We start from the raw sequence: 24,876 nt of genomic DNA, 5'->3' as shown, positions 1-24,876 counted from the left end.
GCGTCATGCCAGGACCTGTCTGACGGGCCGGCGGAGCGAGGGCGGCAGCGCCGGTCCCTGGCCGATGAGCGCCCGGCTGGGGCGGCGGCCGCCGGTGCCCCAACGCCGGCAGGCGCGGCCGGCCTCCACCCAGTGGGCGGGGTCGTCGGCCCGCGGCACAAACACCGCCACGCCGCCGGAGGAGCGGATAGGCGCGGCCAGCCTTGCGCTCTCACGCCGCGCCGCGACGACGAGGTCGAGGGCGAAGCGCCCGAGCGAGTCAGGCAGGGTGGGGTTGCCGGACAAGGCCGCGAACAGTCCGCCGCGAGGCGCGACAGCCGCGTACTCGGAGAAGCGGATCCGGCGTTCATCTCGCGCATGAACGCCGGATCCGTCATCTGCGCGATGTTGCCCGCCAGGACGTGTTCCACGGCGCGCTCGATGCGCTGGCGTTCGGTCAGCAGCGACATTGCCATGGTATCGTCGGCCACGGTCGCCTCGAGCGCGGCGCGCCGTTGAATTGGGTGCGCGTGCTCTGGCACCCGGGAATGGCCCGGAACAAGGGCGAGACCCGTGTCGGTCGGCGCGCGATGACGCTCCACACCCTACCGCCGGCCGTCGGAGCGCGGGGTCGCGTGCAGGTCGAAGGCCGGTGCGGCCTGGACCGCGAGACAAGGCCCGCGACGACGGCGGGTTGGATGAAACGCCCGCGGTGCGGCATCACGCACTCCCTGGCTGCCCGGCCGGCAGCATCATACGCCGCCCGTTTCGGGTTGCGACATCGAATGTGCAGCGGGCGGCTTCGGCATCAAGGCAGGTGCGGCCGGGTGTGCCGGCCTTCCGCTATGGTGGAGCGGCTGGCAAGCTGACATGCGGATGCTCGCCCCTAGGTGCAGCAGCATGGCAGGGCCGCGGTGGCAGTGAGACAGGCGGATGCACCTCCAGCTCTTGGTCTTTCCCCGGCAACGCAAGGGCCGCGGCAGACCTGGAACGGGCCGACGTGGAATGGGCAGACTCGGAATAGCCGGGCGAAGCCGGATGGCCGCCGCATGACCCGGCCGCGGCGGCAACGGAGGCGGCAGGCGCAGGAAGGTACCATTCTGACGTTTCTGGGCGGCGTCGGAACGGTCACGGGATCGAAGTACCTACCCCATACGCCGGCTGCGCGCATCCTGCTGGCATGGCGGAGACCGTGCTGCGGCTGCGCCAGGCCGGGGCCGCGTTGCGGGAGAGCGGCGAAGCCAGGGCCGTGACGAGCAACACCATCCGGCACCCGACGAACGGCTACGACATCGCGGACCTGCCGGCCGAGGCTGTTCGAGGGCTGTCGGACGATGAAGCCGTGATCGGTGGGACATGAGGCGCTGCACGGTGATCTGCGCCAGAAAACGGCGTGTCACGCGGCCTGGAACGAGTCCGCGCAGCCGGGAATAACCATGGCCGCCATTACGCTCATGCCAGCGCCGCCGTGCGCGGCCTTGTTCAGCAGGACGGCACTTCAGCCATGCTGGCGCGCCGTCTCACGATCGAAACACCAAGCCACCACTTACGGAGGCCGGAAATTCGGAAAGGCGGGCGCCCGGACCTTCCGCTCCGTGGTTGCCTTGCCGTCAGACCCGCCGCGACGATCGGGCTCGGGCCCGCTTTTCTGGTGATGACTTCGCTGGCAATGGCGGAGTTCGGCGCGATGGCGGCACTCTGGTCGCGGTATGACCCGGCGGGCGTGGACCACGATCATGTCGGCGTCGCGCCGAAGCACCCACATCCCGCGACCGGCCGCCGTCATGCCGAGGTCATTGACGATCGATATCCGCAGTGGCCGTGCTGATCCCTTGACGCAGATCATGCCCAGGGTCGGGCAATCGGCGCAGCCTCCGGCTTCTTGGCCCCGAGGGTGTGCTCCGGCATGGTGCCCTTCACCACTGTGCAGTTCTTCGGGCTTTTCGCGTCCTACAACGCTGGCATCTGGCCGGCGCAACTCGCCGCATACGCACTCGGCATCGGTTCGCTGGTGTTCGCGCTGCGCGGTGGAGCACTGGCCGGCCAAGTGGTTGCGGCGGTGCTGGCTGCGATGTGGCTTTGGACGGGCGTGGCATACCACCTGCTGCACTTCACCGCGATCAACCGGGCGGCGTGGCTGTTCGGAGTGGCCTTCCTCGTGCAGGGCACCGCCTTCGTTGCCGCCTCGGCGCGGGGCCGTGACTTGGTATTCGCACCGTGCGTGGCCGGCATTCAGCGTTTCTTCGGCCTGCTCCTGATCATCTGTTCGGCCGTGCTCTATCCGCTACTCGGCCGCTTCATCGGGCATCCCTGGGCGGAGATCCCGGCCTTCGGCGTCACGCCCTGCCCGTTGACGATCTTCACCTTCGGAATGCTCTTGCTGACGTCCGCACCCGTTCCGTGGTGGCTGCTGGTGATCCCGGCGCTGTGGGCGGTCATCGGTGGCTCGGCGGCCGTGCTGCTGGCGGTACCGCAGGATTGGCTGCTGCTCTTGGGCGGGCTCCCTGCAACGGCCTTCCTGGTCCTCGGCAGGCGGCAGATGCTGGTCAGGGCAAGCGCCTCTTCGTGACCTGCACCCGGAGCGGCACGGAAGCGAGGTCCATCTTCGCGGCGCTGACGATGCGCGCTGTGACGCGCATGCGGTTGTTCGGACAGACCGCTGGGCGGAGGAGACCGGCGTTGGCCAGGCCGGCGTACCGAAACCCTGGCCGCTCGACAGCGGGAGACCGTTGCGCTCTGCCAGGCTGCGGCCGAGCAGGCGAGACGGATCGAACCGCCGGCGGGGCGCATGCGCGGCGCGGACCCGATGGCGGCTCGGATGCGGGCGCGGCGATCCGCATCGCGCGTCATGATGCATCCGTCGTCCCCATGCGCGGTATTGCGGCATCGCATTCGGCTTCGCGCCCGCGCACCACGCGCCGCCCGCGCATCGCGCCGCGCGTCTCGGTCACGACAGTGCGGCGGCCTTCGGGCCTATCCTCGCGGTGGAAGTAGATGACGATCCAGTCCTCCACCTTGCCCCGGCCGGTGGGCGAGCGCGGTGTTGGAGCGCAGCGCGGTGAGGTGCCAGTCGCCTCAGCGCGTGTGCAATACGGGCAGCGAGGCCGCGCCGGAGGGATTGAAGCCCTTCGGCGCGATGCGCCGCAGTTCGTCGCGTCCGGCACGCTCGCGGTGCGCCCGGTCGATCTCGAGCAGCAGCGCGAACGCGGCCTATTGCGCCCGGGCGATGCGCGTCCCCTCACGCAACGAGCTCGGCGGAAACAGCACCACGCTCTCCCCGGCTGCGAGGCCGGCGGCGATCATGGCACTGCGGGCGCCGCGCCTGGCGACCTCGACCGGGCGCTCGCGCGCCCTCCCATCCTGCACGACGAAGACGGCCCAGCCCTCGCCGCGCCGGAACAGCGCGCTCACCGGTGCCAGCAGAGCGTCGTCCACCGCTTCCACCGTGATCCGCGCATCCACGCGGAACCCGTCGCCGAGCGCGGCCCGGCGCTCTTGCGGGTCCAGCAGGTCGATCACCACCCACACCCGCTGCTCCTCGACGCCAAGGGCGGAGACCCGGGTGAAGGCTCCCGGCTCGACCAGCCGGACGCGGCCCTCCAGGGGCTCCGGCCCACCCCAGCGCTCGATGATCACCCGGGCGCCCGGGGCGATGCCGACCGCCTCGATGGTCAGAACGTCCACCACAACCTCCAGCTCCGCCGGGTCGCCGAGTTCGAGCAGCGGCGTGCCAGTGGCGACCACCGCCTCGCTCTCCTGGAGCACGCGCAGCACGCGCCCGGCCACCGGCGCGCGCACCTCGTGGCGCTCTGGGAAATCCGGCGGCACATCGGCGGAGGCGAGCAGGGCGCGCGCCTGGTCCAGCTCGTGCTCGGCCGCGTGGCGGCTGCGTTCGGCCGCCAGCATGTCCCGCGCGGCCGTTCGCTCCGCCAGTTCGGCGCGCTCAAGCTGCTGCAACGGCGCCGCGCCGCGTGCCTGCAGGGCGCGCATCCTTGCGGCGTCCGCCTCGGCCTGGACCTGCTGGGCGGCGGCCCGCTCCACCAGGATGCTGGCCTGCTGCAGCATGGCCTCCGCCACGCCGACGCGCTCCTCCGCCTCGCGTCGCGCGCGGGGGGCGAGCAGTGCCGAGGGCGCGGCCAGAATCTCCGCCACCAGGCTGTCCCGCGCCACCGTGTCGCCGGCGCGCAGGCCGAGCCGCATGACCCGCCCGGCGACGGGAGCCGACAGGATGTAGCGTGCGCGGACCCGGGTGCGTCCATCCTCCTCCACCACGGCCTCGAAGCGGCCGCGCGTGACCGTCTCCGTCTCGACAGGCACCGGCACCGGGCGGAAGGCCAGGAACAGGCCGCCGCCCGCGGCGAGCAGCAGGAACAGCGCGAGCAGCGCGCGGCGGAGCAGTTTCCGCATCCTCACTCCCTCGCCTTCAGGGCGGCGACGAGGTCGAGCCGGTCGATCCTCCGCCGCACGACAATGGCGCTGGCCGCCGCGGCGCCCAGCACCACTAGGGCCGCCGTGGCGAAGGTCGCCGGGCTGATCGTCGCCGGGATGTCGAAGCTCTCATTGTTGCGTGCGCCGAGTATCAGCGCGACGAAGCCCTGCGCCAGCGCCAGGCCGAGCGGCACCGCGATCAGGACCGCGACCGCCAGTTCGCCCAGCAGGAGGCGCGCCACCTCCTGCCGCGTGAAGCCGAGGACCCTCAGGCTCGCCATCTCCCAGCCCCGCTCCTGCAGCGCCACGCGGGCGCTGTTGTACACCACGCCGACCGCGATGATGATCCCGAAGCCGGTCAGGATTACCGCGCTGGTCAGCACCATGCGGGCGATCACCTCGTCGAACACCCGCAGCCACACCGCCTTCACGCTGGTGGCCGCGACGCGCGGCCGCTCCGCCAGAAGCTGCCACAGCGCCTGCGCCGCGAGGGGGTCCACGCGCAGCGCGACATGCGAGATCAGATCATCCTCGCGCAGCAGCCGGTTGAGCGCGCCGATCTCCATCAGGGCGGTGAGTCCGATGATGTCCTCGACCAGCGCCACCACGGGCAGGTCGTGGCTGCGGCGCGCGCCTTCCAGCACCTCGACCTGCACCCGGTCGCCCTCCCGCACGCCGAGCCGCTCGGCCAGCCGGCGGCTGAGCGCCACCCCCTCCCGCGGGATCTGCACCGGGCGGAGGTCGGCGTCGCGCGGCACCCGCAGCGTGGCCCCCTCCGGCAGGCCGCTCAGGGCGAGCAGGTGGCTGCGCTGCGCCGCGCGCAGCCGCACCGGCACGATGCGCTGGCCCTCGACGGCGAGCACGCCGGGCAGGCGCGCCATCTCCCGCACGGCGCGGGCGGGCCGCGGGTCGGTCAGCGCCACGAAGGCGTCGCCGCGCTCGATCCGGTCGAATTGCAGCGCGACCATGCTGTCCAGCGCGTCCCACCAGAACAGGCCGAGCACCACCATCGGCACCGCCAGCGCGATGCCAAGCATGGTGAGACCGGTGCGGATCGGGCGGCCGAGCAGGCCGCGCAGCGGGATCTTCGCCCGGGCGCTGAGCCTGCCGCCGACGCTGCCGAGCGCCCCGGCGCCGAGCGCGGCCGGGCGCGGCGGGCGCAACCCCTCGGCGGCGGGCAGGCGCAGGATCCGCCGCAGCGCCGCCAGCACGCCGAGCAGCGCGAAGGCGAAGCTTGCCGCCGCCGCCAGCAGCGGCAGCCAGGCCGGCAGCAGATAGGGCATCTCGGGGAAGCGGAAGAAGGGGCGGTAGTTGCCGAGCATCCCCTCGCCCATCCAGGCGCCAGCCGCGACGCCAAGCGCCGCGCCGAGCCCGCAGACCACGGCGACGAACTTCGCGTAATGCGCCGCGATCGGGAACGATGGATAGCCGAGCGCCTTCAGCGCAGCCACCTGCTCGCGCTGCGCCTCCACCATCCGGCCGAGCACCACGTTGAGCAGGAAGGCGGCGATGCCGAAGAAGATCAGCGGCACGGTCACCGCCAAGGTGCGCTGCTCGGCCAGTTCATCCTCGAGGAAGCGGTGGGAGGGCTGGTCGCGCCGGCCATGGGCGCCGCGGCCGCCCCAGGGCTGCAGCAGCCGGTCCAGCTCGGCGATCACCGCGGGTTCCGAGGCACCTGGGGCCAGCGTCAGCACCAGCTCGCTGAAGGCACCCTGCATGTCGAAGGCGCGTGCCACCGCAGTCTCGTTGACGAACAGCAGCACATAGCCGCGGTCGTCCGGCAGCGGGCTGCCGGGGCGGGAGGTGAAGACGAATTCCGGCGAATGGGCGATGCCGACAATGCGGAAGCTCTGGCGCCTTCCGTTCAGGATCACGGCGATCTCCTCCCCCGGACGCACGCGCCGGGCTTCCGCGAAGGCGGCGTGGATCACCGCCTCCTCGTGCCGTGTCGGCTCCGGCAGGCGTCCGACCAGCAGCCGCAGCCTGTTCAACGCCGGTTGCCCGCCGGCCAAGGGCAGGGAGACAATGCGGCCGGCGACCGGCACCTCAGCACCCGGCCAGTCCACGCGCGCCTCGCCGGTCACGCGCCCCTCGACGATAGCCACGCCCGGGATCTCGGCGATCTGCGGCAGCAGCGTGCGTGGTGCCCGCTTCACCTCGGCAAACACCTCGGCGAAGTGGCTCTGCGCATAGAAGGTCTGCTGCGCCCCACGCAGTGAGAGGAAGGTGCCGACCGACATCACCAGCACCGCGACGCCGGCGCCGATGAGCAGCGCGATGGTGAGGACCTGGCCGCGCAGCGCCAGGACGTCGCGCAGCATCTTGCGGTCCAGCATGCTCACCAGACCAGCTCCTCGGGCGATAGGCGCCGGCGGTTGGCCTCGATCGCCACGATGCGCCCGCCCCCCATGTGCAGCACACGGTCGGCCATACCCGCGATCGCCGCATTGTGGGTGATGACCACCGTCGTCGCGCCCACCTCGCGGTTGGCCCGCGAGATGGCCGAGAGCACGAGCTTGCCGGTCTCGACGTCGAGCGCGCCGGTCGGTTCGTCGCAGAGCAGCGCGTCCGGACGCTTCACGATGGCGCGCGCAACCGCGACACGCTGCTGCTCGCCACCCGAGAGCTGGCCGGGGAAATGCCCGAGCCGGTGCGAAAGGCCGACCAGCGCCAGCGCCTCCTCGGCGCGCATCGGGTCACGCGCGATCTCGGCCACCAGCTCGACATTCTCGCGCGCGGTCAGGCTCGGGATCAGGTTGTAGGATTGGAAGACGAAGCCGACATGCTCGCGGCGATAGGCGGTCAGCGCCGCCTCGTCCGCCCCGGCCAGCTCATGGTCGCGCCAGGCCGCGCGGCCGGAACTCGGCGTGTCGAGCCCGCCGAGGATGTTCAGCAGGGTCGACTTGCCGGATCCGGAGGGGCCGATCAGGACCACGAACTCGCCCTGCAGGATGTCGAGGTCGAGGTCGCGCAGCGCATGCACGGCGGCCTCGCCGCTGCCATAGCTCTTGCAGAGCGCGCGCGCGACGAAGATCGGCGGCGCGCCGCCGGTTGCAGGGGGATCGCCGGCCGAGGGCACTGCGCCATCCATCCTCGTCATCGGGGCGGCGGCAGCTTGCCACGCTTTACTGACGCGCGGCGAGAATTCCCGTCGGATGTGCGGCGGCTACCGCGCAGTCGCGTCGGCGTGGCCATCGTCAGATCCAGCCATGGTTCAGGCCGAAGGCGCGCCTGGTCTTCGAACCGCGAGATGCGGGACGAGCCCGACGAGCGGATTGGAGCCAGCTGCGGCGGGCGCGGGCGGGGCGACGGGGACCATGTCGGCGGGGCCGCGGGGCCTTGATACCGGCGGGCACGACGGCGTCGCGGTGTGACGCTGAAGCATTGCAGGATTTCGGCTGGGCCGGCGTCGCGCCTTGCTGGCTCGCGGACCAGACGAACTCGGCCAGGTCTGCCAGGATGAAGGCGCCCGGCAGGTAGAGTGCCGGACATGGCTGCCGCAGGCCTCCCGCGGCCGGCTCGGGGCGGCCGCGTGTCGAAGCCCTCATGCGACCGCGCAGTCCGGTGCATGGGCATGGCACGCTCCGCGTCAGGGCCCGGCAGTCTGGAAGTAGGCGACCACGCCATTCAGGGTCACCAGCCGCGGCGTGTCCGCCTCGGGAATGGGGCGTCGGGTTCGCTCGTGCAAGGCGGCGACGAAGTTCAGGATGTCCATGGAATCCAGGTCCAGCGCATCGCGCAGGTCCGCATCGCCCGGAACCGTCGCGATATCGGCTTCCGGTGCGATGCCGCCCAGGATGTCGGCGACCAGCGCCAGAATTTCGTCCCGCGTCATAATGCCTCCGGCTTCTGCAGCAGCGCCTCGATACGGGCCAGCAGCAGCCCGCCGCGATGGCCGTCCGAGGCGCGGTGGTCGCCGGCCAAGGTGATCTGCACGATCCGGCGCGGCACCACCGCCCCATCCACCACCCAGGGGCGCTCGGCCACCCGGCCGAAACCCAGGATCGCTACCTGCGGCGGGTGGATGATCGGCAGCACGCTCTCGGCGCCACGGTCGCCGAGGCTTGTGATGGTGATGGTCGCGTCCGTCAGTTCCGAGCCGCGCAGCCCACCGCTGCGCGCGCGCGTCACGAGGTCGCGCATCGCGGCCATTAGCGCATCGAGCGGCAGCCGGTCGGCATGGTGGATCGCCGGCGCGACCAACCCGCCGCCGCGCAACGCCACCGCCCAGCCGACATGCACTCCCTCGCCTGGACGAAAGCCCTCCTCCTTCCAGAAGCCGTTCAGCTCGGGGCTCCCGGCCACCGCAAGCGCCGCGGCGCGCAGCATCAGGACCGCCGGCAGGAGCCGCTGGGACGGCCCTCGCCCGGCATTGAGCCGTTCGAGCCAATCCAGCGTCGGCGAGAGGTCCACGCTCTGGCCCAGGTAGTAGTGCGGGATCTCGCGCTTGGAGCGGCCCATGGCGGCGGCGATCGCCCTGCGCATCCCGAGCGGCTCGAACCCACCAGCCCGGAGCGGCCGCGCCTGCGGCAGGTCCGCGAGGCAGATCGCGCCCGCCACGCCGGTGCCGTGCAGCCCTTCCAGCGTCAGGCCGAGCTCGGCGGCGCGGCGGCGCGCGGCCGGCGTCACGCGCGGGCGCGCGGGCGGCTCCAGGCTTGCAGGGGCCATGGAAGCGGGCGGCGCGGGCGCCGGCGGCGGGGTGGGCGCGGGCGCGGGCGCGGGCGCGGGCGCGGCGTCCGTCGCCTCCGCCTGCCCCTCCAGCCTTGCGAGCAGCGCGCCGACCGGCACGAGGCTGCCCGGCGCGACGGCAAGTTCCCGCACCACGCCGTCCTCGAAGATCTCGATCTCGATCGCGCCCTTCTGCGTCTCCACAACGGCGACGATGTCGCCCCGGCGGACCCGGTCGCCGGGCGCGACCTTCCACTCGACAAGCGTGCCGGCCTCCATGTCCGCGCCGAGCGAGGGCATGCGGAAGTCGTTCATGCTGACGGCCTCACCAGCCCGCGCGCCGCGGCGGCGATCGTCTCCGGCTGCGGCAGGGCCGCCTGTTCCAGATGGGCGGCGTAGGGGATCGGGACCTCTCGCGAGCAGACGCGGCGGATCGGCGCGTCCAGCTCGAAGAAGGCTTCCTCCATGATGCGCATCGCCACCTCGGCAGCAAGCGAGCCGGCGCGCCAGCCCTCATCCACGATCACCACCCGGCGGGTGCGGCCGACACTCTCGATGATGGTCGCGGTGTCCAGCGGACGGAGCACGCGCAGGTCTATCACCTCCGCCTCGATGCCTTCCGCGGCCAGCGTCTCGGCGGCCGCCATCGTCTTGAATAGGCTGCCGCCATAAGTGACCAGCGTAACGTCGTGGCCGGGCCGGCGCAGCCGCGCCTTCGCGATGTCCACGCCCTGCACGGCGGGATCGAGCTCGCCCTCCATGTTGTACAGCATGATGTGCTCGAAGATCAGAACGGGGTTGGGGTCGTCCAGCGCGGCGGCCAGCATGTGGCGCGCATCCTCAATGGTCGCTGGCGCCAGGATGCGCAGGCCGGGGATGTGCGCGTACCAGCCCTCCAGGCTGTGCGAGTGCTGCGCCGCCAGTTGGCGGCCGGCACCGGTCGCCATGCGGATCACCAGCGGCACGGCGAACTGGCCGCCCGACATGTGCGGGATGGTCGCGGCGTTGTTCATGATCTGGTCGAGCGCGAGCAGGCTGAAATTGCAGGTCATGACCTCGACGATCGGGCGCATCCCGGCGATCGCCGCGCCGATGCCCGCGCCGACGAAGGCGCTTTCGGAAAGCGGAGTATCGCGGATCCGTGCCTCGCCCAGCTCCTCCAGCAGGCCCTTGGTCACCGCGTAGCAGCCGCCGTAGCGGCCGACATCCTCGCCCATCAGGAAGACGCGCGGATCGGCGAGGATGGCCGCGCGGATCGCCTGGCGGCAGGCCTCGCGATAGGTGGTGCGCGGCGGCGCGGTGGTGCTCATTGCGGCACCTCCTCCATGGTCACGAAGCGCTCAAGATCCTCGACCGGCTCCAGGGTGCCGGCCTCGGCGAAGGCGACGGCGGCGGCGACCTCCGCCTCCACCTCCGTCTCCAGGCGCGCCATATCGCCGGAATGCAGGTGGCCGGCGCGCTCCAGCCAGTCGCGGAAGCGCAGGATCGGATCCTTCGCGCGCCAGGCCTCGATCTCCTCCTTGGTGCGGTAGAGCTGCGCGTCGAACATCGAATGCGCGCGGAAGCGGTAGGTGCGGCATTCCAGCAGGTAGGGCGCGCACTCGGCGCGGATGCGTTCAACCGCGCGGCGGGCGGCGACCTCCACCGCCACCGGGTCCATGCCGTCCACCGCCTCACCCGCCATGCGGTAGGCGGCGGCCTTGTGCCAGATGGCAGTTTCCGCCTCCGCGATCCCAACCGGCGTGCCCATCGAGTAGAGGTTGTTCTCGCAGACGAAGAGCACCGGCAGGCGCCAGAGGGCGGCGAGGTTCATGCTCTCGTGGAACTCGCCCTCATCGGCCGCGCCCTCGCCGAAGAAGCAGGCGCTCACCGCAGGGCGGTCCTGCATTCGATCGGCCAGCGCGACGCCAAGCGCGAGCGGAATCGCCCCGCCGACAATGGCGTTGCCGCCGAGGAAGCGCCGCGCCCGATCGAAGATGTGCATCGAGCCGCCGCGTCCGCGGCAGCAGCCTTCCAGCTTGCCGAACATCTCGGCCAACAGCGGGCCCATCGGCACGCCGCGGGCGAGCGCCTGGCCATGCTCGCGATATGTGCCGACGATCGCGTCCGCCGGGCCGAGCGCCTGCATCACGCCGACCGAGACGGCTTCCTGCCCGTCATAGAGATGCAGGAAGCCGCGGATCTTCTGCGCCTGGTAGAGCTCAGCGCACTTCGCCTCGAAGCGGCGTATCCGCAGCATCTGGTGCAGCAGAAGCAGACCGTGCGCACGGTCGAGATGGACCTTCGTGCTCATCGCTCGTCGCTTTCGAGGGTGGAGATGTCGCCCTCGGGCAGGCCAAGCTCGCGGGCCTTCAGCAGCCGGCGCATGATCTTGCCGCTGCGTGTCCTGGGCAGGTTGGCGCGGAAGTCGATTTCCTTCGGCGCCACGGCGGCGCCGAGCCGCGTGCGCGCATGGCCGAGCAATTGGCGGCGCATCGCCTCGTTCGCCTCATGGCCCGGCTTCAGCGCGACGAAGGCCTTGACGATCTCGCCGGCGATCGGATCGGGCTTGCCGATCACGGCGGCCTCCGCCACCGCCGGATGCTCCATGAGGGCGCTCTCGACCTCGAAGGGGCCGATCAGGTGGCCAGAGGATTTGATGACATCGTCGGCGCGCCCGATGAACCAGAAATAGCCATCCTCGTCTCGCATCGCGAGGTCGCCGGTGAGGTACCATTCGCCCGCGAAGCATTTGCGGTAGCGCGCCTCCTCCCGGAGGTAGCCGCGCATCATCGAGGGCCAACCGGCCTTCAGCGCCAGCTCGCCCTCGATCATCGGCCGCGTTACCTCGTCGACCCCGCCGGCTTCGTCGCGGCGCAGGATGGCGGCTGTGATGCCGGGCAGCGGCCGGCCCATCGAGCCGGGCTTCACATCCATCGCCGCGTAATTGGCGATCATGATGCCGCCTGTCTCGGTCTGCCACCAATTGTCGTGGAAAGGCATGCCGAAAGCCTCGACGCCCCAGAGCACCGCCTCGGGGTTCAGCGGCTCGCCGACGCTCGCCATGAAGCGCAGTGCCGAGAGGTCGCGGCCAGCCAGCGCCGCGCGACCGAGCTTCATCATCATGCGGATTGCAGTCGGCGCCGTGTACCAGACGCTGACGCGCTCGCGCTCCAGCACCTCGTACCAGGTCTCGGCGTCGAACTCGGCCTCCACCACCAGATTGGTCACGCCGTTGGTCAGCGGCGCGATGATCCCGTAGCTGGTGCCGGTGACCCAGCCGGGATCGGCGGTGCACCAGAAGATGTCGTCAGGGTGGAGGTCCAGCGCGTAGCGGCCGGTGACATGGTGCATCACCACCGCCTGATGCGCATGAACGGCGCCCTTGGGCCGGCCGGTCGTGCCGCTGGTGAAGTGCAGAAGCGCCATGTCCTCGGGGTCGGTGGGCGGGATGGTGAACGCCGTGCCCGCTGCCTGCATCAGGCGCTGCCAGTCGAGCGTGCCGGGCAGCTCGGTCGTGGCGCCCGCCTCCCCGACCAGCACCACATGCCGCAGCCGCGGCAGCCGGTGGCGCAGCGCCTCCACCTTGCGGCGGTAGAGTGCCTCGGTGGTGATCAGCAGGTCGGCCTCGCCGATCTCGAGCCGCATGGCGATCGGCTCCGGTCCGAAGGCGGAGAAGAGCGGGCAGACCACGCAGCGCGCCTTCAGCGCGCCCAATACCGCGAGGTAGAGTTCCGGGATCCGCCCAGCCAGCACGAAGACCCGCGCGCCGTGTTCGAGCCCGAGCACCTGCAGCATGTTGGCGACGCGATTGGTCTCGTCACGCAACTCACGCCAGGTGAAGACGCGATGCCGCCCACGCCCGATCCAGCGCAGCGCAGCGCGGTCGGCGCGCGGGCCCGCGGCATGGCGGTCAACCGCCTCATGCGCGATGTTGAGGCCGCGCCCGCCCGGCAGCCCGTCCAGCAGGGCGCGGGCGGCCGGCCAATTGAAGTCACGACAGGTGGCGGCATAGTCGGCGAGGTTCGGCGGAACCCGCCCCCCCGCGACGGGCTTCACGATCCGGGCATGCCCGCCAAGCGGTGCCGCATTGCCGGACGGGGAAGGCACGGGCGGGTTCATGGCTGCTGGCTCCCCCCTCGGTTCGTGCAGCTTCACAGCGTCAGCGCGTCGCTGCCATGATGCAGATCAAGCGTGCGCCGGCTGGTCGGGCCACCGCTTCGGCATCGGGCAGCGTCACGCGGGAGGCAGTTCGCAGCAGCGCGGCGACCGGGTCGAGCTGGCGCGCCGCCGCCATCACCCGCCACACATCCGCCTCTGGCGCCGCATTGGCCTTGGCGACGAGGACGATATCGGCGCTGCGCATCCACCTCTGCCAGGCTGGCGGATCACTGCACGGCCTGGCGCGCGAGGTCGTCAAAGGGCAGCGGGTGCCGACCACGCCGAGGCGCAAGCCGTGCGCGCGCCGCCGTTCCGCGATCCAGCGCATGGTCTGCGACTTGCCTCGGTCGCTTCGCCCCGCGCAGACCGCGATCACGGGCAGGCGCGCGGGCGGCATGGTGCGCCGCGACCCGAGCAGCGCGAAATGCGCCCGGCGGTCAGCGCCACCGCGGGGCGTCGCATGACATGCGCCTGCGAGACGTCGCTGCAGGCGAACACCACCTGGTCCACGCCGTGCTGGAGCAACGCGGGCAGCGATGGCCGAGGCTCTGCGCGGCGGTGAAGGCCACGACCGCCACGGCCGGATCGTCGCGATAGAGCAGGTTGAAGTCCTGGGGGTCGCGCCCCGCCGCGCCGAGGATCAGCACGCGGCGGCGTGCGGTCACAGCGGCAGGTCGGGCTGCTCGCGGCGCACCTTGGGCGGCTCGGGCAACTCGGTCATCGTGGCCTCGGTCAGCAGCAGCACGCTCGCGACGGAGACGGCATTCTCAAGCGCCACCCGCACCACCTTGGTCGGGTCAATGATGCCGGCCTCGACCAGATCCACATATTCCTTGCGCGCTGCGTCGAAGCCGCGGTTGCCGGCGCCCTCCAGCATGCGGGCCACCACCACACCGCCGTCGGCCGCGGAGTTCTCGGCGATCTGGCGCGCCGGCGCCTCCAGCGCGCGGCGCAGGATCTGCACGCCAGTGCGCTCGTCCCCCTGGCATTCGGCTTCCACCGGTGCCAGCGCCTCGATGCAGCGCAGCAGGGCCAGCCCACCGCCGGGGACGATGCCTTCTGCCACCGCCGCCTTGGTGGCGCTGATCGCGTCGTCCAGCGCCTCCTTTGCCTTCATCTCGGGCTCCGCCGGCGCGCCGACGCGGATCACCGCTACGCCGCCCGCCAGCTTTGCGAGGCGCTCATGCAGCTTCTCGCGGTCGTAGTCGCTGGTCGCCTTCTCGATCTCGCGGCGAATCTCCTTCGTGCGGGCCTCGATCGCTGCGCGGTCGCCGGCGCCGCCGATGATGGTCGTGTTTTCCTTGTCCACCACGATGCGCTTCGCGCGGCCGAGTTGCGGCAGGCGCACGGCGTCCAGCTTCAGGCCGATCTCCTCGGCAATCACCATGCCGCCGGTCAGCACTGCGATGTCCTGCAGCATCGCCTTGCGGCGGTCCCCGAAGCCGGGCGACTTCACGGCGCAGCTCTTCAGCCCGCCGCGCAGCTGGTTGACGATCAGCGTCGCCAGCGCCTCGGCCTCCACATCCTCCGCCACCACGAGCAACGGGCGGGCCGCCTTCACCACCTGGTCCAGCACCGGCAGCAGGTCGGTCAGGGTGCGGATCTTCTGGTCGGCGAGCAGCACGAACGCGTCTTCGAGCTCAGCCTCCATGCGCTCGGCATTGCTGACGAAGTAGGGCGAGACGAAGCCACGGTCGAACTGCATGCCCTCCACGACTTCGAGCGTCGTCTCCGTCGTCTTCGACTCCTCGACGGTGATGACGCCCTCATTGCCGACCCGCTCCATCGCATCGGCCACCAGCTCGCCGATCGCCGGGTCGTTATGGGCGGAGATGGTGGCGACCTGTGCCTTCTCGCGGCGGGTCTTGACGGGACGAGACAGGCTCTGAAGCGCTTCGACTGCCGCGCGTGTCGCTCGATCCAGTCCGCGCTTCAACTCCACGGCGCTAGCCCCGGCGACGACGTTGCGGATGCCGTCGGCCAGGATGGCATGGGCCAGCACGGTCGCAGTGCTCGTCCCGTCGCCCACCGCATCGCCGGTCCTCTCGGCGGCCTGCCGGAGCATCTGCGCGCCGAGATTCTCCTCGGCGTCCTTCAGCTCGAACTCCTTGGCGATGGTCACACCATCGTTGCAGATGATGGGTGAGCCCCAGTGCTTCTGGATCAGCACGGATTTCGACCGCGGCCCGAGCGTCACCCGGATGGCATCGGCCAGCGCCCCCGCGCCATGCAGGATTTTCTCCCGCGCCGCGGAGCGGAACAGAACCTGCTTGGCTGGCACGACCACCTCCGTTCGAATGTTGTTCCTGCCTGGTGGCCGGTGATCACGGACCTTGCTTGATGTCGATCCTGCGCTGCTGCGCGGCTGCGTCCGCCGTCTTGGGCAGCGTCACCGTCAGCACGCCCTTGTCGAAGCTCGCCGCGACGCGCGCGTGGTCGATGCCACGAGGAAGCTGGAAGGAACGACGGAAGGAACCGAAGCGGCGCTCTGCGAAACGATAGTTCTCGGTCTTCTCCTCGTGCTCGTCCTTCTTTTCTCCCTTGATCGTCAGCACGCCGTCCGAAAGCGCGAGTTCCACGTCGTTGGCATCCATTCCCGGCAACTCCGCCTTGATACGGAATTCCTTCTCCGCCTCCAGCACGTCGATGGCCGGAACCGCGAGGCCGAAGCCGCTTTCGAATCCCCAGAGCGGCTGCGGATCGGCCTCGGCGCGGCGTGCCGCGCCGCCCGCCCCGATCCCGCGCCAGAAGCTGTCGAACAGCCGATCCATCTCGCTCCGCAGCGCCGCGAATGGCTGCAAGAGGCTCTCCGCTCGGACAGCGCCCACTTGCGCCGGCTTCTGTTCCGAATTCGTTACGCTCTGGGGTTCGCGCATGACGCAGATCTCCTCTGGCTAGCGTCCAAGACATGCCCGTGAGGCGGCCTGCCCGAAGCGTAATCGCGGAGTGGCCACATCCGCGTTGACGCAGGTCAAGCATGTAGCCGCCGCGGCATCACGGAACGCTGATCGCGCCGCGTCGCCGGCTAGCGGCCTCAACGCAAGCGCGGTTGCTGCTCGCGGCGAGCGCCAAGTCGGTTCAGCCGTCTCGCGCAATTCAGTATTTCGGATGTCGGCGAGGATCACCTGAGAGCAGACCTTTCCCACCTCCCGTTCCGACACATGCTCGCAGGTTGACGCGGCTTGGGAACCGCCCGCCCGAGCGGCGCGCGGCGTCGTCGGCTCCTGCACCAAATAGCGCGCCCCGCTTCACCCGGTACGGCCGCCGGGCCGGGGCACGCGCCGGCCCTGGGCCGGGGGCTCTGGACTGGCCAGCGCGGCGATGACCTCCGCGTCGCTCAGTTGGTGGAAGTCACGGTAGAAGGCCCCGATGCCCGAGAACAGCTTGGTCTTCACCAGGCACACCATCTCATCCGCTTCACCCTGCATCGCAGCCAGCGCTTCGGCCGCGGCCACCGGCACGGCGAGCACGATCCGCGCGGCGCCGCGCCGGCGAAGCGCATGCAGCGCGGCACGGGCGGTGGCGCCGGTGGCCAGCCCGTCATCGATCACCACCGCCGTGCGCCCCTTCGGATCGACCGCCGCGCGTCCGGACATGTAGCGTGCGCGCCGCCGCGCGATCTCGGCCATCTCGCGATCGCGGGCCGCGGCGATGTAGGCCTCGCTCGCGCCGGTCGCCGCGACGATTTCGGCGTTCAGCACCGGCTCGGTCCCTACCCCCTCCGCCACGGCGCCGATCGCCAGTTCCGGCTGGCCCGGCGCGCCGAGCTTGCGCACCAGCACAAGGTCCAGCGGAGCGCCGAGTGCGGCCGCGACCTCGACGGCCACCGGCACGCCGCCGCGCGGCAGCGCATAGACGACCGGATCGCGGAGCCCGAGCGCCTGCACGGGCCGTGCAAGCAAACGGCCGGCCTCGGTGCGGTTGGCGAAGAGGGGGGGCTCTCTGCGGAACACGGGTTGCTTCCGGGACAGGTCGAGCGGGGCGGACTCAATGGGACATCAGGACCGGCACAGTCATCTGGCGCAGCAGCGTGCGCGTCACGCCGCCCAGCACCAACTCGCGGATGCGCGCATGGCCATAGGCGCCGACCACGATCAGGTCTGTGCCGAGGTCGGCCGCGCGGTTGAGCAGGATGTCGCCGACGCCGATCTCCGCCGCATCGCAGCGCTCCACCGTGACCGGAAGCCCATGGCGCGCGAGGTGCCGCGCAATGTCCGCGCCCGGCTCCTCGCCATGCCTGCCGATGCCGGTGCGCGGATTCACGGCCAGCACCGTCACGCTCTCGGCCCCGGCCATCAGCGGCAGCGCGTCGTGCACGGCGCGCGCAGCCTCCCGGCCGGCATTCCAACCGATCAGCACCCGCCGCCCGATGGTGTCGAAACGACCCGAATGCGGCATGATCAGCACCGGACGGCCAGAGGAAAAGAGCGCGGCCGCGATGACCGCGCCGTCATTGGTCGCCGCGCCCTCGCCATCCTCCTGGCCCACCACCAGCAGATCGGCGTAGCGCCCGTGCAGCGCGACCTGCTCGGGCGCGGCGCCCTCGACGAGTCGCCACTCGCCCGCCAATGCGTCCTGCCGCAGCCTTTCGCGGAACGCCGCCTCGACCTCGGTTGCCGCTGCCAGCGCGTCCTGGCGCATGCGTTCCATGATTTCACCAAGCAATGCAGCGCTGCCGCCGGCATCGCCGACGACAAGCGGCATCAGTATGTCGTAGACGTGCAGACCGGTCAGATGCGCTTGGTGACGCCGCGCGAGATCGGCAGCAAGCCGCAACCGTTGTCGTCCTTGCGCCGTCGCGTCGAGGTGCACGAGGATGTCAGTGATATGCATGGCTACCCCCGTTCGCCAAACCTGCGCGCGCTTCGGCACCCACGGGCGCGGGAAGCCACTGCTGCGCCTCGGCCTTGAGCGCCGCGTCGGACCGCAAGACACGGCTCATGGCCCCCTGCGGCATCACGATCCGGTGCCGGTCGTCGCGACAGGCTGGCACCCTGCATGGCCGCGTTCCGTTCGTCGCAGGGCGCCGATCGATCGACTTCATCAGAGGGCCGTGGCGTCGCGCAACGGGCGACGGATGCCCTCTGGAAGGGCGGAGAGCACCTTGGCCACTTGCCCCGGATCGACATGGCGCGCCAGCGTCGCGAACACCGCCGCCGTCGCCTCTGCCGGGGCGACCGAACGCGTGTCGCCAAGACTGGCGGCGACCCTGCCGAGGAACTCCTCCATGCCGCGCCCCGTCGGATGCTCGCCGCCGACGTGCCACTGCTCGTAGTAGGCACCACGCACCAGAAGCGGCAACTGCGCCCCGAGATGCACGGCGATTTCGATCGGCAGGCGATCGCGCAGCGTTCGCAGCACGGCGCCCAGCACGTGCCAGGCGAATTGCCGGTCCGGGCCGATCGCGTCCATGATCTCATCAAGCCAGATATTGGTGGTCTGAACGGTCTTGTCCCAGACCTGGAGGCCGGTGGTGGCCATGGCTGGTCTCCCCGCATCAGCGCGCCATGCGCTGTTTCCGAAGCTTGGACCGACCGGGCGCGGTCGGTCCTTGCGCTGGATCAAGCTGGGGTCGCTTTGCACATGCTTTGCTGCCGCCGGTTCTTCGCAGGAAGGCGGCGACGATGCGCATCGGTGTTCCGCGTGAGGTGAAGGTGCATGAGTATCGCGTGGGCCTGGTGCCTGGCGCGGTGCGCGAGCTTGTGGCGCACGGCCACGGCGTGCTCGTCGAGGCGGGCGCGGGTGCCAGCATCGGCTTCGGCGACGATGCCTACCGCGCCGCAGGGGCAGACATCACCGCGGACGCGGCCGAGATTTTCGCCATCGCCGACCTCGTCGTGAAGGTGAAGGAGCCGCAGCCCCCCGAACTGGCCCGGCTCCGCCCAGGCCAATTGCTGTTCACCTACCTTCACCTCGCGCCCGATCCGGCCCTGGCCAGGGCGTTGATGGCGAGCGGCGCCACCGCCATCGCCTACGAGACCGTGACGGATGCGCGCGGCGGCCTGCCCCTGCTCGCGCCGATGAGCGAAGTGGCTGGCCGCATGGCCATCCAGGTGGGCGCCCGCTGCCTGGAGAAGGAGATGGGCGGCGCCGGCATTCTGCTCAGCGGCGTGCCCGGCGTGCCGGGCGCGCAGGTCGTCATCCTCGGCGGCGGGGTGGTCGGCGCCAACGCGGCGCGCATCGCGCACGGCATGCGCGCGCGCGTCACCGTCCTCGACCGGGCGGCGCCGGCGCTGCTCGCGCTCGACGTGGAGTTCAAAGGCATGGTGGAGACGCTGTTCGCCACGCGCGCCTCGATCGAGCGCGCGGTGCTGGAGGCGGACCTCGTGATCGGCGCGGTGCTGGTGCCTGGCGGCGCGGCGCCGCGCCTCGTCACGCGCGACATGCTGCGCCGCATGCGCCCCGGCAGCGTGGTGGTTGACGTCGCCATCGATCAGGGCGGCTGCTTGGAGACATCGCGCCCCACGACGCACGCGGATCCCACCTACCTGGAGGAGGGCGTGGTACATTACTGTGTCACGAACATGCCGGGTGCCGTGGCCCGCACCGCGGCGGTCGCGCTCAACAACGCGACGCTCCCCTTTGTCCTTTCGCTCGCCAACAGGGGGTGGCGCCGCGCAGCGGTGGAGGACCCTCACCTCGCGCATGGCATCAACGTGCATGCCGGTCGCATCGTTCATCCCGCCGTGGCGGCAAGTCTCGGGCAGGCCGCATCGCCGCTGGAGCAGGCGCTCGCCCGATGAGTCGCCACGGCTGTCGGCGCGCCCGGCACGTTCCTCCTCCTCCGGCAGCGCCGGGCTCGGCCGCGGCGATGCACCTTCAGCTCACTCGGTCCGGATGAGTTCGAGATGTTCCACCATCTTGGCCAGCAGGATGCGCGTGAGGTCCTTGTCACGGCTCCCCACCTCGCGCGCGGTCGAGCAGGGCTGCGCGCAGCTCACCGGGGAAGGACGCGGGCGCGACCAGAATGAGGCGCCCGGAGCTGCCCTCTGTCGCCGCCTTCGCCAGGCCCTCCGCCAATTGGCCAGCGAAGGCACGTTTGGCCTCTTGGTGCGGATCCGTGCGCGGCTCGATCGGTAGGGGGCCCCGGTCGCTCTCTTCGGTACAGGGCCACCGGATAACACGGACGCCGTGCCATCCAGTTTCGCACCACGATTCAATGGCTTTCAGAACGCGATCCGCACGCATTATCCATAGGTGAAACGCTCCTCGAGGATGCGCTTTCGCGACACACCGAGCGCCCTCAGCGTTCTGCGCGCCTCGCGCAGCATCGGAGGCGGGCCGCAGAGCACGAAGAGCCAGCCCTCCCTGGCAGCCACTTCGCAGTGCCGCGCAATCACCGCGGTGTCCAGCTGACCGGTCTCACCGATCCAGTCCGGCGAGGGCTCGCCGATCACATGCACGACCTCGAGCCGGCTGGCGGCACATAGCCTTTCCAGCTCCTCACGTGCGAGGATCTGACCGGCGAGCCGGTTGCCATAGACCAGCAGCATCGGGCGCGGGTTCGGTCGCCGCGCCTCCTCGCATAGGATCGCCAGTGCTGGCGCGACGCCCACGCCGCCGCAAAGGAAGGCGAGCCCGGGCTCGGGGCGGTCATCCACCACGAGATGGCCGTGCGGACCGTCGACGAAGGCGCGCGCACCGGGTGGCAGCGCGCCGATGCTGCGTGTGAAGTCGCCGGCCTCCTTGATCAGGAAGCGCAGGCGCCCGGCCTCGGATGGCGGCGATGCGATCGAGAAGGGGTGCTCGCGTCGTGCGAAAGGGGCGCGGTCGAGCTTCAGCCAGGCGAATTGCCCGGCCTGGAACCGAAGGCCGTCATGACCCACAGGCTCCAGCACCAGCTCCCAGGTCCGCAGCGCCGCGGGGCGAAGGCTTGCGATGCGCCAGGGCCGTCGGGCAAGGCCGATCGGGCGGATCAGCCAGACCCAGAGCAAGGTTGCGGCCGCCATGTCGGCCAGCAAGAGCCATGTCCCTGCCACCACGGGTGATGCGCTGTAGCGCCCCGCCGACAGCGCATGATGCAACCCGAGCAGCACGACGGAGATGGCGAGCGCGCCATGGCCGGCTCGCCAGGCCTCATAGCGAAAGGGAAGCTGATCGCGTCCGATTGCCGTTAGCGTAAGCAGCCCAAGCAGCAGCCAGGCGAGTACCCCGGTCACGATGGATGCGCCGCCCAGGCCCAGCACATGAGCGTGCGTCAGGTCGTCGGGGCGCATGAACGCTGGCCCGTCGGGCAGGGTGTAGAGGAAGGGATGGCCCAGTAGCAGAAGAAGCGACACCGCAAGTCCGGTGGCCTGGTGCCAGCGCATGGTGCGGTCCATGCCGACCACGTCCGTTATGGCGCGAAACCGGCCCGAAAGCACGAAGCTCCAGAGCAGGGCCGCGAAGCCAATCAGCGCGGCTGCGCCGGCGATCTCGTCGGTCCAGGGCCGAATGGGGCCGACGAGGAGCCAACCCAACATGAGAGGGAGGATGACGCCGACTGCCAGCAGGCCTATGGCGGCCTGCCTCTTGATCTTCCTGAGGACAGGATGCATCGCTGCCATTGTGCCCTTCCCGCGGCTGCAGCCAGGGTGAACGACATCACTCACCGAGGCGCAGCGGTCGATCATGTTCCGCGAAAGGCATGCCTCGCAGCGTGGCGGTCACAGTTCCCGTCCCGAGGTTCTGCACGTGGCCGGTCATCTGGCGCGATCGGGCCAGAGCCACAGCAGCAGGAGCGCCGCCACGGCGATCCACAGGACGAGGTGGAACCTGACTGAACGCCAGCCCCAGCGCTGCCAATGCGAGCGTTGATCGGCGTCCTGGCCGTCGCCGTTCCGGTGTCCCTCACCCATCTGCGGGACCATGCTGCCCGGCATGCCCTAGATGCCCGGAAACATGGCGCCGGTCGGGGGCACTCCGACCTTGAGTTGGTCCTCCACCCTCTGCACGCCTTCGACACGCTCGGCCAGCACGCGCAGGGCACGGCGCGCCTCGTCCGAACGGCAGTACCCCTCAAATGACACCACGCCGCCTGTCACCATCACCGCCGTCAACTCCGTGTCGGCCCAAGGCTGGCGGCGCATCTCCGTGACAATGGCCCGGTGAATCCGTGCATCGTCGGTCTCGGTGGCGAGGCGATCGGGCTTCGCTGCCACGGCCTTCAGGAGGTCGGCGCGCGAAACCACGCCGACCAGGCGGCCCCCGCGCATCACCGCGACACGCCGGATGCGCCGCTCGCGCATCAGCTGCGCGGCTTCGGCTGCCGGCGCGTCCTCCTCCACCGATACGAGTGTCGGGCTCATCACGTCGCGCGCGCACCGGCCATGGGCGCGCGCGTAGTCGCTGGCGGCACGGTCGGCGTTCACGACGAGGCGGGCGAGCCAATTGTGGCCTTCCTCATCCTCTGGCGCGAGGCGCCGCACGAGATCGGCTTCGGTGACCACGCCGAGTGGCGCGCCCACCGCATCCACCACGAAGACGCCGGACAGGTGCCGGTCGGCGAGCAGCCGCACCAGCGCCTCCACCCGCATGTCGGGTGGTACGACGACAGGATCGGGGGTCATCAGCTCCTTGATCCTCATAAGCCAACTCCCATCGCGCGAGGGGTTGAAGTGGGACGGGCTAGACGGTGCGAGGGGGCGGGGGGCCCGTCCAAGATCAGGCCGTGATGGCGTCGGGCCCGATCGGGTGGGCCCGACCAAGCCGCAGAGCCACGTTCTCGAGGCACTCTTCCATCATTCGGCTTGGCAGGCGCTCGCCGCCGATGTGCCACTGCTCGTCGTAGGTGCCACCCACGAGCAGCGGCAGCTGAGCGCCGAGATGCACGGCGAGCTCGACCGGCAGACGGGCCCGCAATCTGCGCAGCACGGCTCTGGGCGGCTGCAAAGCGTCCTGCCGAGCGGGGCCGATCCTCTCCATGATCTCGTCGAGCCAGACGTTGGTGGTCTGGATGGTCCTGTCCCAGACCTCGAGGCTGGTGGCAGCCATGGCGCTCCTCCGCTTCGGCGGGTGCGACGCGATGCTACGCCCGCATTGAGGCTGGGCGACACGCGTTTCGTTCTACCGGCGTGGGAAGCTTTGCATCATTCTCTCGTGACCGGGCCATTTCAGAGCACGACCGTATTAGTGTGGCAGGTGGCGATGCTCGAAGCGGGAGAGTGCGATGGCCATCAAAGACATCCTCGTCCATCTCGACGCAGCACCCGCAAGTGCTGCGCGGCTGGACTTCGCAGCTGATCTGGCCCTGCGGCACGCCGCACATCTCGTCGGCTTGCACGTCATCGACATCCTGCTGCCCGTTTTCGCAGGGGCCGAGATTGGCGGCGGCGCTGTCATGGCCGAGATGATCACGCAGATGGAGGCCGACGCGGTCGTGGCGGCGCGGCCTGTCGAGGCTGCCTTCCGCGAGCGGTTGCGCCGGGACGAACTGTCTGGCGAGTGGCGTCAGGTGTCGGGCAGCCTGCCGTCCCAGCTCGCGCTGCATGGACGCTACGCGGACCTCGTCGTCATGGGGCAGGCCGAACCTGACTCCCCGAGCCCGGCAGGAAGCGCCGCCGTTCAGGCGGCGCTATTCGAGAGCGGGCGGCCCGTGCTGCTGCTGCCGCATTCAGGCGCACCGCACCGGCTCGGACGCCGCGCGCTTGTGGCTTGGAATGCGCGACGCGAAGCGGCGCGCGCCGTGCACGACGCTCTGCCGCTTTTCGCAGGGATGAGGGAGGTGATCGTACTGACGGTCGCGCCGGAGCTGGGTATGAACGGCCATGGCGAGCAGCCGGGCGCCGACATCGCTGCGCATCTGGCTCGGCACGGGCTGAAGGTTACCGTGCGCTTGGCCCCGGGCAGCGATGTGGCCGCGGGTGAGGTGCTACTGAACGAGGCGGCAGACCTCGGCGCCGACCTGCTGGTGATGGGTGGCTATGGGCACTCCCGCTTCCGCGAATTCGTGCTGGGCGGCGTCACGCGGACGGTGCTGAAGCAGATGACCCTGCCGGTGCTGATGTCACACTGAGCACGAAGCGGCCCATGGGACCGTCCGGTACCGGAGCGGAGCTGTTCCGACGCAATTCGCTGGGTTCTGGCCTGGCGCTGAGCGGGGCGATGTGAACGGGCGCGACGGACAGGGATGGGCCGTACGCGCCGGTGCGCAAGTTGCTGTCTCCAGCGGGTCGGCGGTTCAGGTCAAGGGCCTGGCGTTGTCGCGTCGGTTCGCTCCCGCCGCAGACTGCCGCCGCGGAGCTGGATGCGGTGGGCGCGGCGGACCAGGCGATCCGGGCTGGCATCCGCCGGTTTCGGGTTGCCGATGAGGTCGTGCCCGCGGTCCGCCGGCACTTGGCTGATGTTCAGCTTGGTGCCGTCGGGTCAAGGATCCCGGCCATGGGCGTCGCCTGGCACGTCAGAATGCAGCGTGAAGCGAGGTCAGCCGGTCGGACGCCTTAAGGGCGGAAGTCGAGCGGATAGAGGCTTGCGCCGACCGGCGACGGTTGTGCGAGCAGCGACGGCCGCAGCATCTCCTGACAGGCAAGGTCATGTTCGGCCGGGGCGGGCGTAAACGCCGAAAGCCCATCGGCAGATATGCCGATGGGCTTTCGGGTGTTGTGTTTGGGATGCGGGGACAGGATTTGAACCTGTGACCTTCAGGTTATGAGCCTGACGAGCTACCGGGCTGCTCCACCCCGC

Annotated in this window: 26 protein-coding genes and 1 tRNA gene; 5 read left to right on the top strand and 22 right to left on the bottom strand. The window is 70.5% G+C overall.

The window, feature by feature from the left end; all coding sequences use genetic code 11:
• Positions 1-3: 3 nt before the first annotated feature.
• A complete protein-coding gene (locus J3S20_RS26660) occupies positions 4-285 on the bottom strand; it encodes a hypothetical protein (RefSeq protein WP_216839976.1) in 282 nt (93 codons plus the stop codon).
• Between the two features lie 874 nt (positions 286-1,159).
• Between J3S20_RS26660 and J3S20_RS26655 the strand changes: the two genes are divergently transcribed.
• The 3 genes from J3S20_RS26655 to J3S20_RS26645 all read left to right on the top strand — a co-directional run bounded on the left by J3S20_RS26655 (position 1,160) and on the right by J3S20_RS26645 (position 2,548).
• The gene (locus tag J3S20_RS26655; protein ID WP_216839975.1) at positions 1,160-1,339 is read left to right on the top strand and encodes a hypothetical protein; all 180 of its coding nucleotides are present in this window, start codon (positions 1,160-1,162) and stop codon (positions 1,337-1,339) included.
• A 33-nt stretch (positions 1,340-1,372) separates the two neighbouring features.
• Complete coding sequence (locus tag J3S20_RS26650; RefSeq protein WP_216839974.1) at positions 1,373-1,807, top strand: hypothetical protein; 435 nt, start codon at positions 1,373-1,375, stop codon at positions 1,805-1,807.
• Between the two features lie 78 nt (positions 1,808-1,885).
• Complete coding sequence (locus J3S20_RS26645; protein WP_216839973.1) at positions 1,886-2,548, top strand: DUF6064 family protein; 663 nt, start codon at positions 1,886-1,888, stop codon at positions 2,546-2,548.
• Between the two features lie 277 nt (positions 2,549-2,825).
• Here J3S20_RS26645 and J3S20_RS26640 read toward each other — a convergent pair whose 3' ends face one another.
• The 15 genes from J3S20_RS26640 to J3S20_RS26570 all read right to left on the bottom strand — a co-directional run bounded on the left by J3S20_RS26640 (position 2,826) and on the right by J3S20_RS26570 (position 18,696).
• Positions 2,826-2,993, bottom strand: coding sequence for a hypothetical protein (locus tag J3S20_RS26640; protein WP_216839972.1), 168 nt, complete (start codon positions 2,991-2,993; stop codon positions 2,826-2,828).
• A gap of 196 nt (positions 2,994-3,189) precedes the next feature.
• Positions 3,190-4,386, bottom strand: a complete 1,197-nt coding sequence (locus tag J3S20_RS26635) for an efflux RND transporter periplasmic adaptor subunit (protein ID WP_216839971.1) — start codon at positions 4,384-4,386, stop codon at positions 3,190-3,192.
• A gap of 2 nt (positions 4,387-4,388) precedes the next feature.
• On the bottom strand, positions 4,389-6,743 hold the full coding sequence (locus J3S20_RS26630) for an ABC transporter permease (RefSeq protein WP_246603321.1): 2,355 nt from the start codon (positions 6,741-6,743) through the stop codon (positions 4,389-4,391).
• 2 nt (positions 6,744-6,745) lie between these two features.
• Positions 6,746-7,507, bottom strand: coding sequence for an ABC transporter ATP-binding protein (locus J3S20_RS26625; protein WP_246603304.1), 762 nt, complete (start codon positions 7,505-7,507; stop codon positions 6,746-6,748).
• A gap of 489 nt (positions 7,508-7,996) precedes the next feature.
• Entirely contained in the window at positions 7,997-8,242 is a 246-nt protein-coding gene (locus J3S20_RS26620; protein ID WP_216839969.1) for an acyl carrier protein, read from the bottom strand.
• The gene (locus J3S20_RS26615; RefSeq protein WP_216839968.1) at positions 8,239-9,390 is read right to left on the bottom strand and encodes a dihydrolipoamide acetyltransferase family protein; all 1,152 of its coding nucleotides are present in this window, start codon (positions 9,388-9,390) and stop codon (positions 8,239-8,241) included. The genes J3S20_RS26620 and J3S20_RS26615 overlap by 4 nt, the downstream gene beginning before the upstream one ends.
• Positions 9,387-10,385 carry an alpha-ketoacid dehydrogenase subunit beta gene (locus J3S20_RS26610; protein ID WP_216839967.1) on the bottom strand — a complete coding sequence of 333 codons (999 nt, stop codon included), beginning with the start codon at positions 10,383-10,385 and terminating at the stop codon, positions 9,387-9,389. Before J3S20_RS26610 ends, J3S20_RS26615 begins: the two co-directional genes overlap by 4 nt.
• Positions 10,382-11,368 carry a pyruvate dehydrogenase (acetyl-transferring) E1 component subunit alpha gene (pdhA, locus tag J3S20_RS26605; protein WP_216839966.1) on the bottom strand — a complete coding sequence of 329 codons (987 nt, stop codon included), beginning with the start codon at positions 11,366-11,368 and terminating at the stop codon, positions 10,382-10,384. Before pdhA ends, J3S20_RS26610 begins: the two co-directional genes overlap by 4 nt.
• Positions 11,365-13,176, bottom strand: coding sequence for an acetate--CoA ligase (gene acsA / locus J3S20_RS26600; protein ID WP_216839965.1), 1,812 nt, complete (start codon positions 13,174-13,176; stop codon positions 11,365-11,367). Before acsA ends, pdhA begins: the two co-directional genes overlap by 4 nt.
• A gap of 40 nt (positions 13,177-13,216) precedes the next feature.
• Entirely contained in the window at positions 13,217-13,420 is a 204-nt protein-coding gene (locus tag J3S20_RS26595) for a hypothetical protein (RefSeq protein WP_216839964.1), read from the bottom strand.
• Positions 13,421-13,876: 456 nt separating this feature from the next.
• On the bottom strand, positions 13,877-15,496 hold the full coding sequence (gene groL, locus J3S20_RS26590; protein ID WP_216839963.1) for a chaperonin GroEL: 1,620 nt from the start codon (positions 15,494-15,496) through the stop codon (positions 13,877-13,879).
• 43 nt (positions 15,497-15,539) lie between these two features.
• Positions 15,540-16,091, bottom strand: coding sequence for an Hsp20/alpha crystallin family protein (locus J3S20_RS26585; protein WP_216839962.1), 552 nt, complete (start codon positions 16,089-16,091; stop codon positions 15,540-15,542).
• A 372-nt stretch (positions 16,092-16,463) separates the two neighbouring features.
• The gene (locus J3S20_RS26580; protein ID WP_216839961.1) at positions 16,464-17,168 is read right to left on the bottom strand and encodes a phosphoribosyltransferase; all 705 of its coding nucleotides are present in this window, start codon (positions 17,166-17,168) and stop codon (positions 16,464-16,466) included.
• Positions 17,169-17,202: 34 nt separating this feature from the next.
• Positions 17,203-18,048: a universal stress protein gene (locus J3S20_RS26575; protein ID WP_216839960.1), complete on the bottom strand. Its 846-nt coding sequence runs from the start codon at positions 18,046-18,048 to the stop codon at positions 17,203-17,205.
• A 210-nt stretch (positions 18,049-18,258) separates the two neighbouring features.
• Entirely contained in the window at positions 18,259-18,696 is a 438-nt protein-coding gene (locus J3S20_RS26570) for a DUF2267 domain-containing protein (protein WP_216839959.1), read from the bottom strand.
• Between the two features lie 143 nt (positions 18,697-18,839).
• Here J3S20_RS26570 and ald point away from each other — a divergent pair, with 143 nt between their 5' ends.
• Entirely contained in the window at positions 18,840-19,958 is a 1,119-nt protein-coding gene (gene ald / locus J3S20_RS26565; RefSeq protein WP_216839958.1) for an alanine dehydrogenase, read from the top strand.
• 148 nt (positions 19,959-20,106) lie between these two features.
• Here the strand turns inward: ald and J3S20_RS31315 are convergent, their stop codons facing one another.
• From J3S20_RS31315 to J3S20_RS26540, 5 genes are all read right to left on the bottom strand, one after another.
• Positions 20,107-20,403: a host attachment protein gene (locus tag J3S20_RS31315; protein ID WP_216839957.1), complete on the bottom strand. Its 297-nt coding sequence runs from the start codon at positions 20,401-20,403 to the stop codon at positions 20,107-20,109.
• Complete coding sequence (locus J3S20_RS26555; protein WP_216839956.1) at positions 20,403-21,761, bottom strand: ferredoxin reductase family protein; 1,359 nt, start codon at positions 21,759-21,761, stop codon at positions 20,403-20,405. Before J3S20_RS26555 ends, J3S20_RS31315 begins: the two co-directional genes overlap by 1 nt.
• Positions 21,762-21,896: 135 nt before the next feature.
• Positions 21,897-22,076 (bottom strand): hypothetical protein, encoded by a 180-nt coding sequence (locus tag J3S20_RS26550; RefSeq protein WP_216839955.1) that lies wholly within the window; start codon positions 22,074-22,076, stop codon positions 21,897-21,899.
• A 3-nt stretch (positions 22,077-22,079) separates the two neighbouring features.
• Positions 22,080-22,781: a CBS domain-containing protein gene (locus J3S20_RS26545; protein ID WP_216839954.1), complete on the bottom strand. Its 702-nt coding sequence runs from the start codon at positions 22,779-22,781 to the stop codon at positions 22,080-22,082.
• Positions 22,782-22,857: 76 nt separating this feature from the next.
• Entirely contained in the window at positions 22,858-23,187 is a 330-nt protein-coding gene (locus tag J3S20_RS26540; protein WP_216839953.1) for a DUF2267 domain-containing protein, read from the bottom strand.
• 175 nt (positions 23,188-23,362) lie between these two features.
• On the opposite strand from J3S20_RS26540, the gene J3S20_RS26535 reads away from it, so the two are divergent.
• Positions 23,363-24,208, top strand: coding sequence for a universal stress protein (locus tag J3S20_RS26535; RefSeq protein ID WP_216839952.1), 846 nt, complete (start codon positions 23,363-23,365; stop codon positions 24,206-24,208).
• A 596-nt stretch (positions 24,209-24,804) separates the two neighbouring features.
• Here the strand turns inward: J3S20_RS26535 and J3S20_RS26530 are convergent.
• Positions 24,805-24,876 (bottom strand) — tRNA-Met (locus tag J3S20_RS26530).

Origin of the sequence: Falsiroseomonas tokyonensis (assembly GCF_019024325.1) — a bacterium.
Classification (GTDB): Bacteria; Pseudomonadota; Alphaproteobacteria; order Acetobacterales; family Acetobacteraceae; genus Falsiroseomonas; species Falsiroseomonas tokyonensis.
Note: the sequence above shows the minus strand (reverse complement) of the source record. Positions and strands in the feature narration are given on the sequence as shown.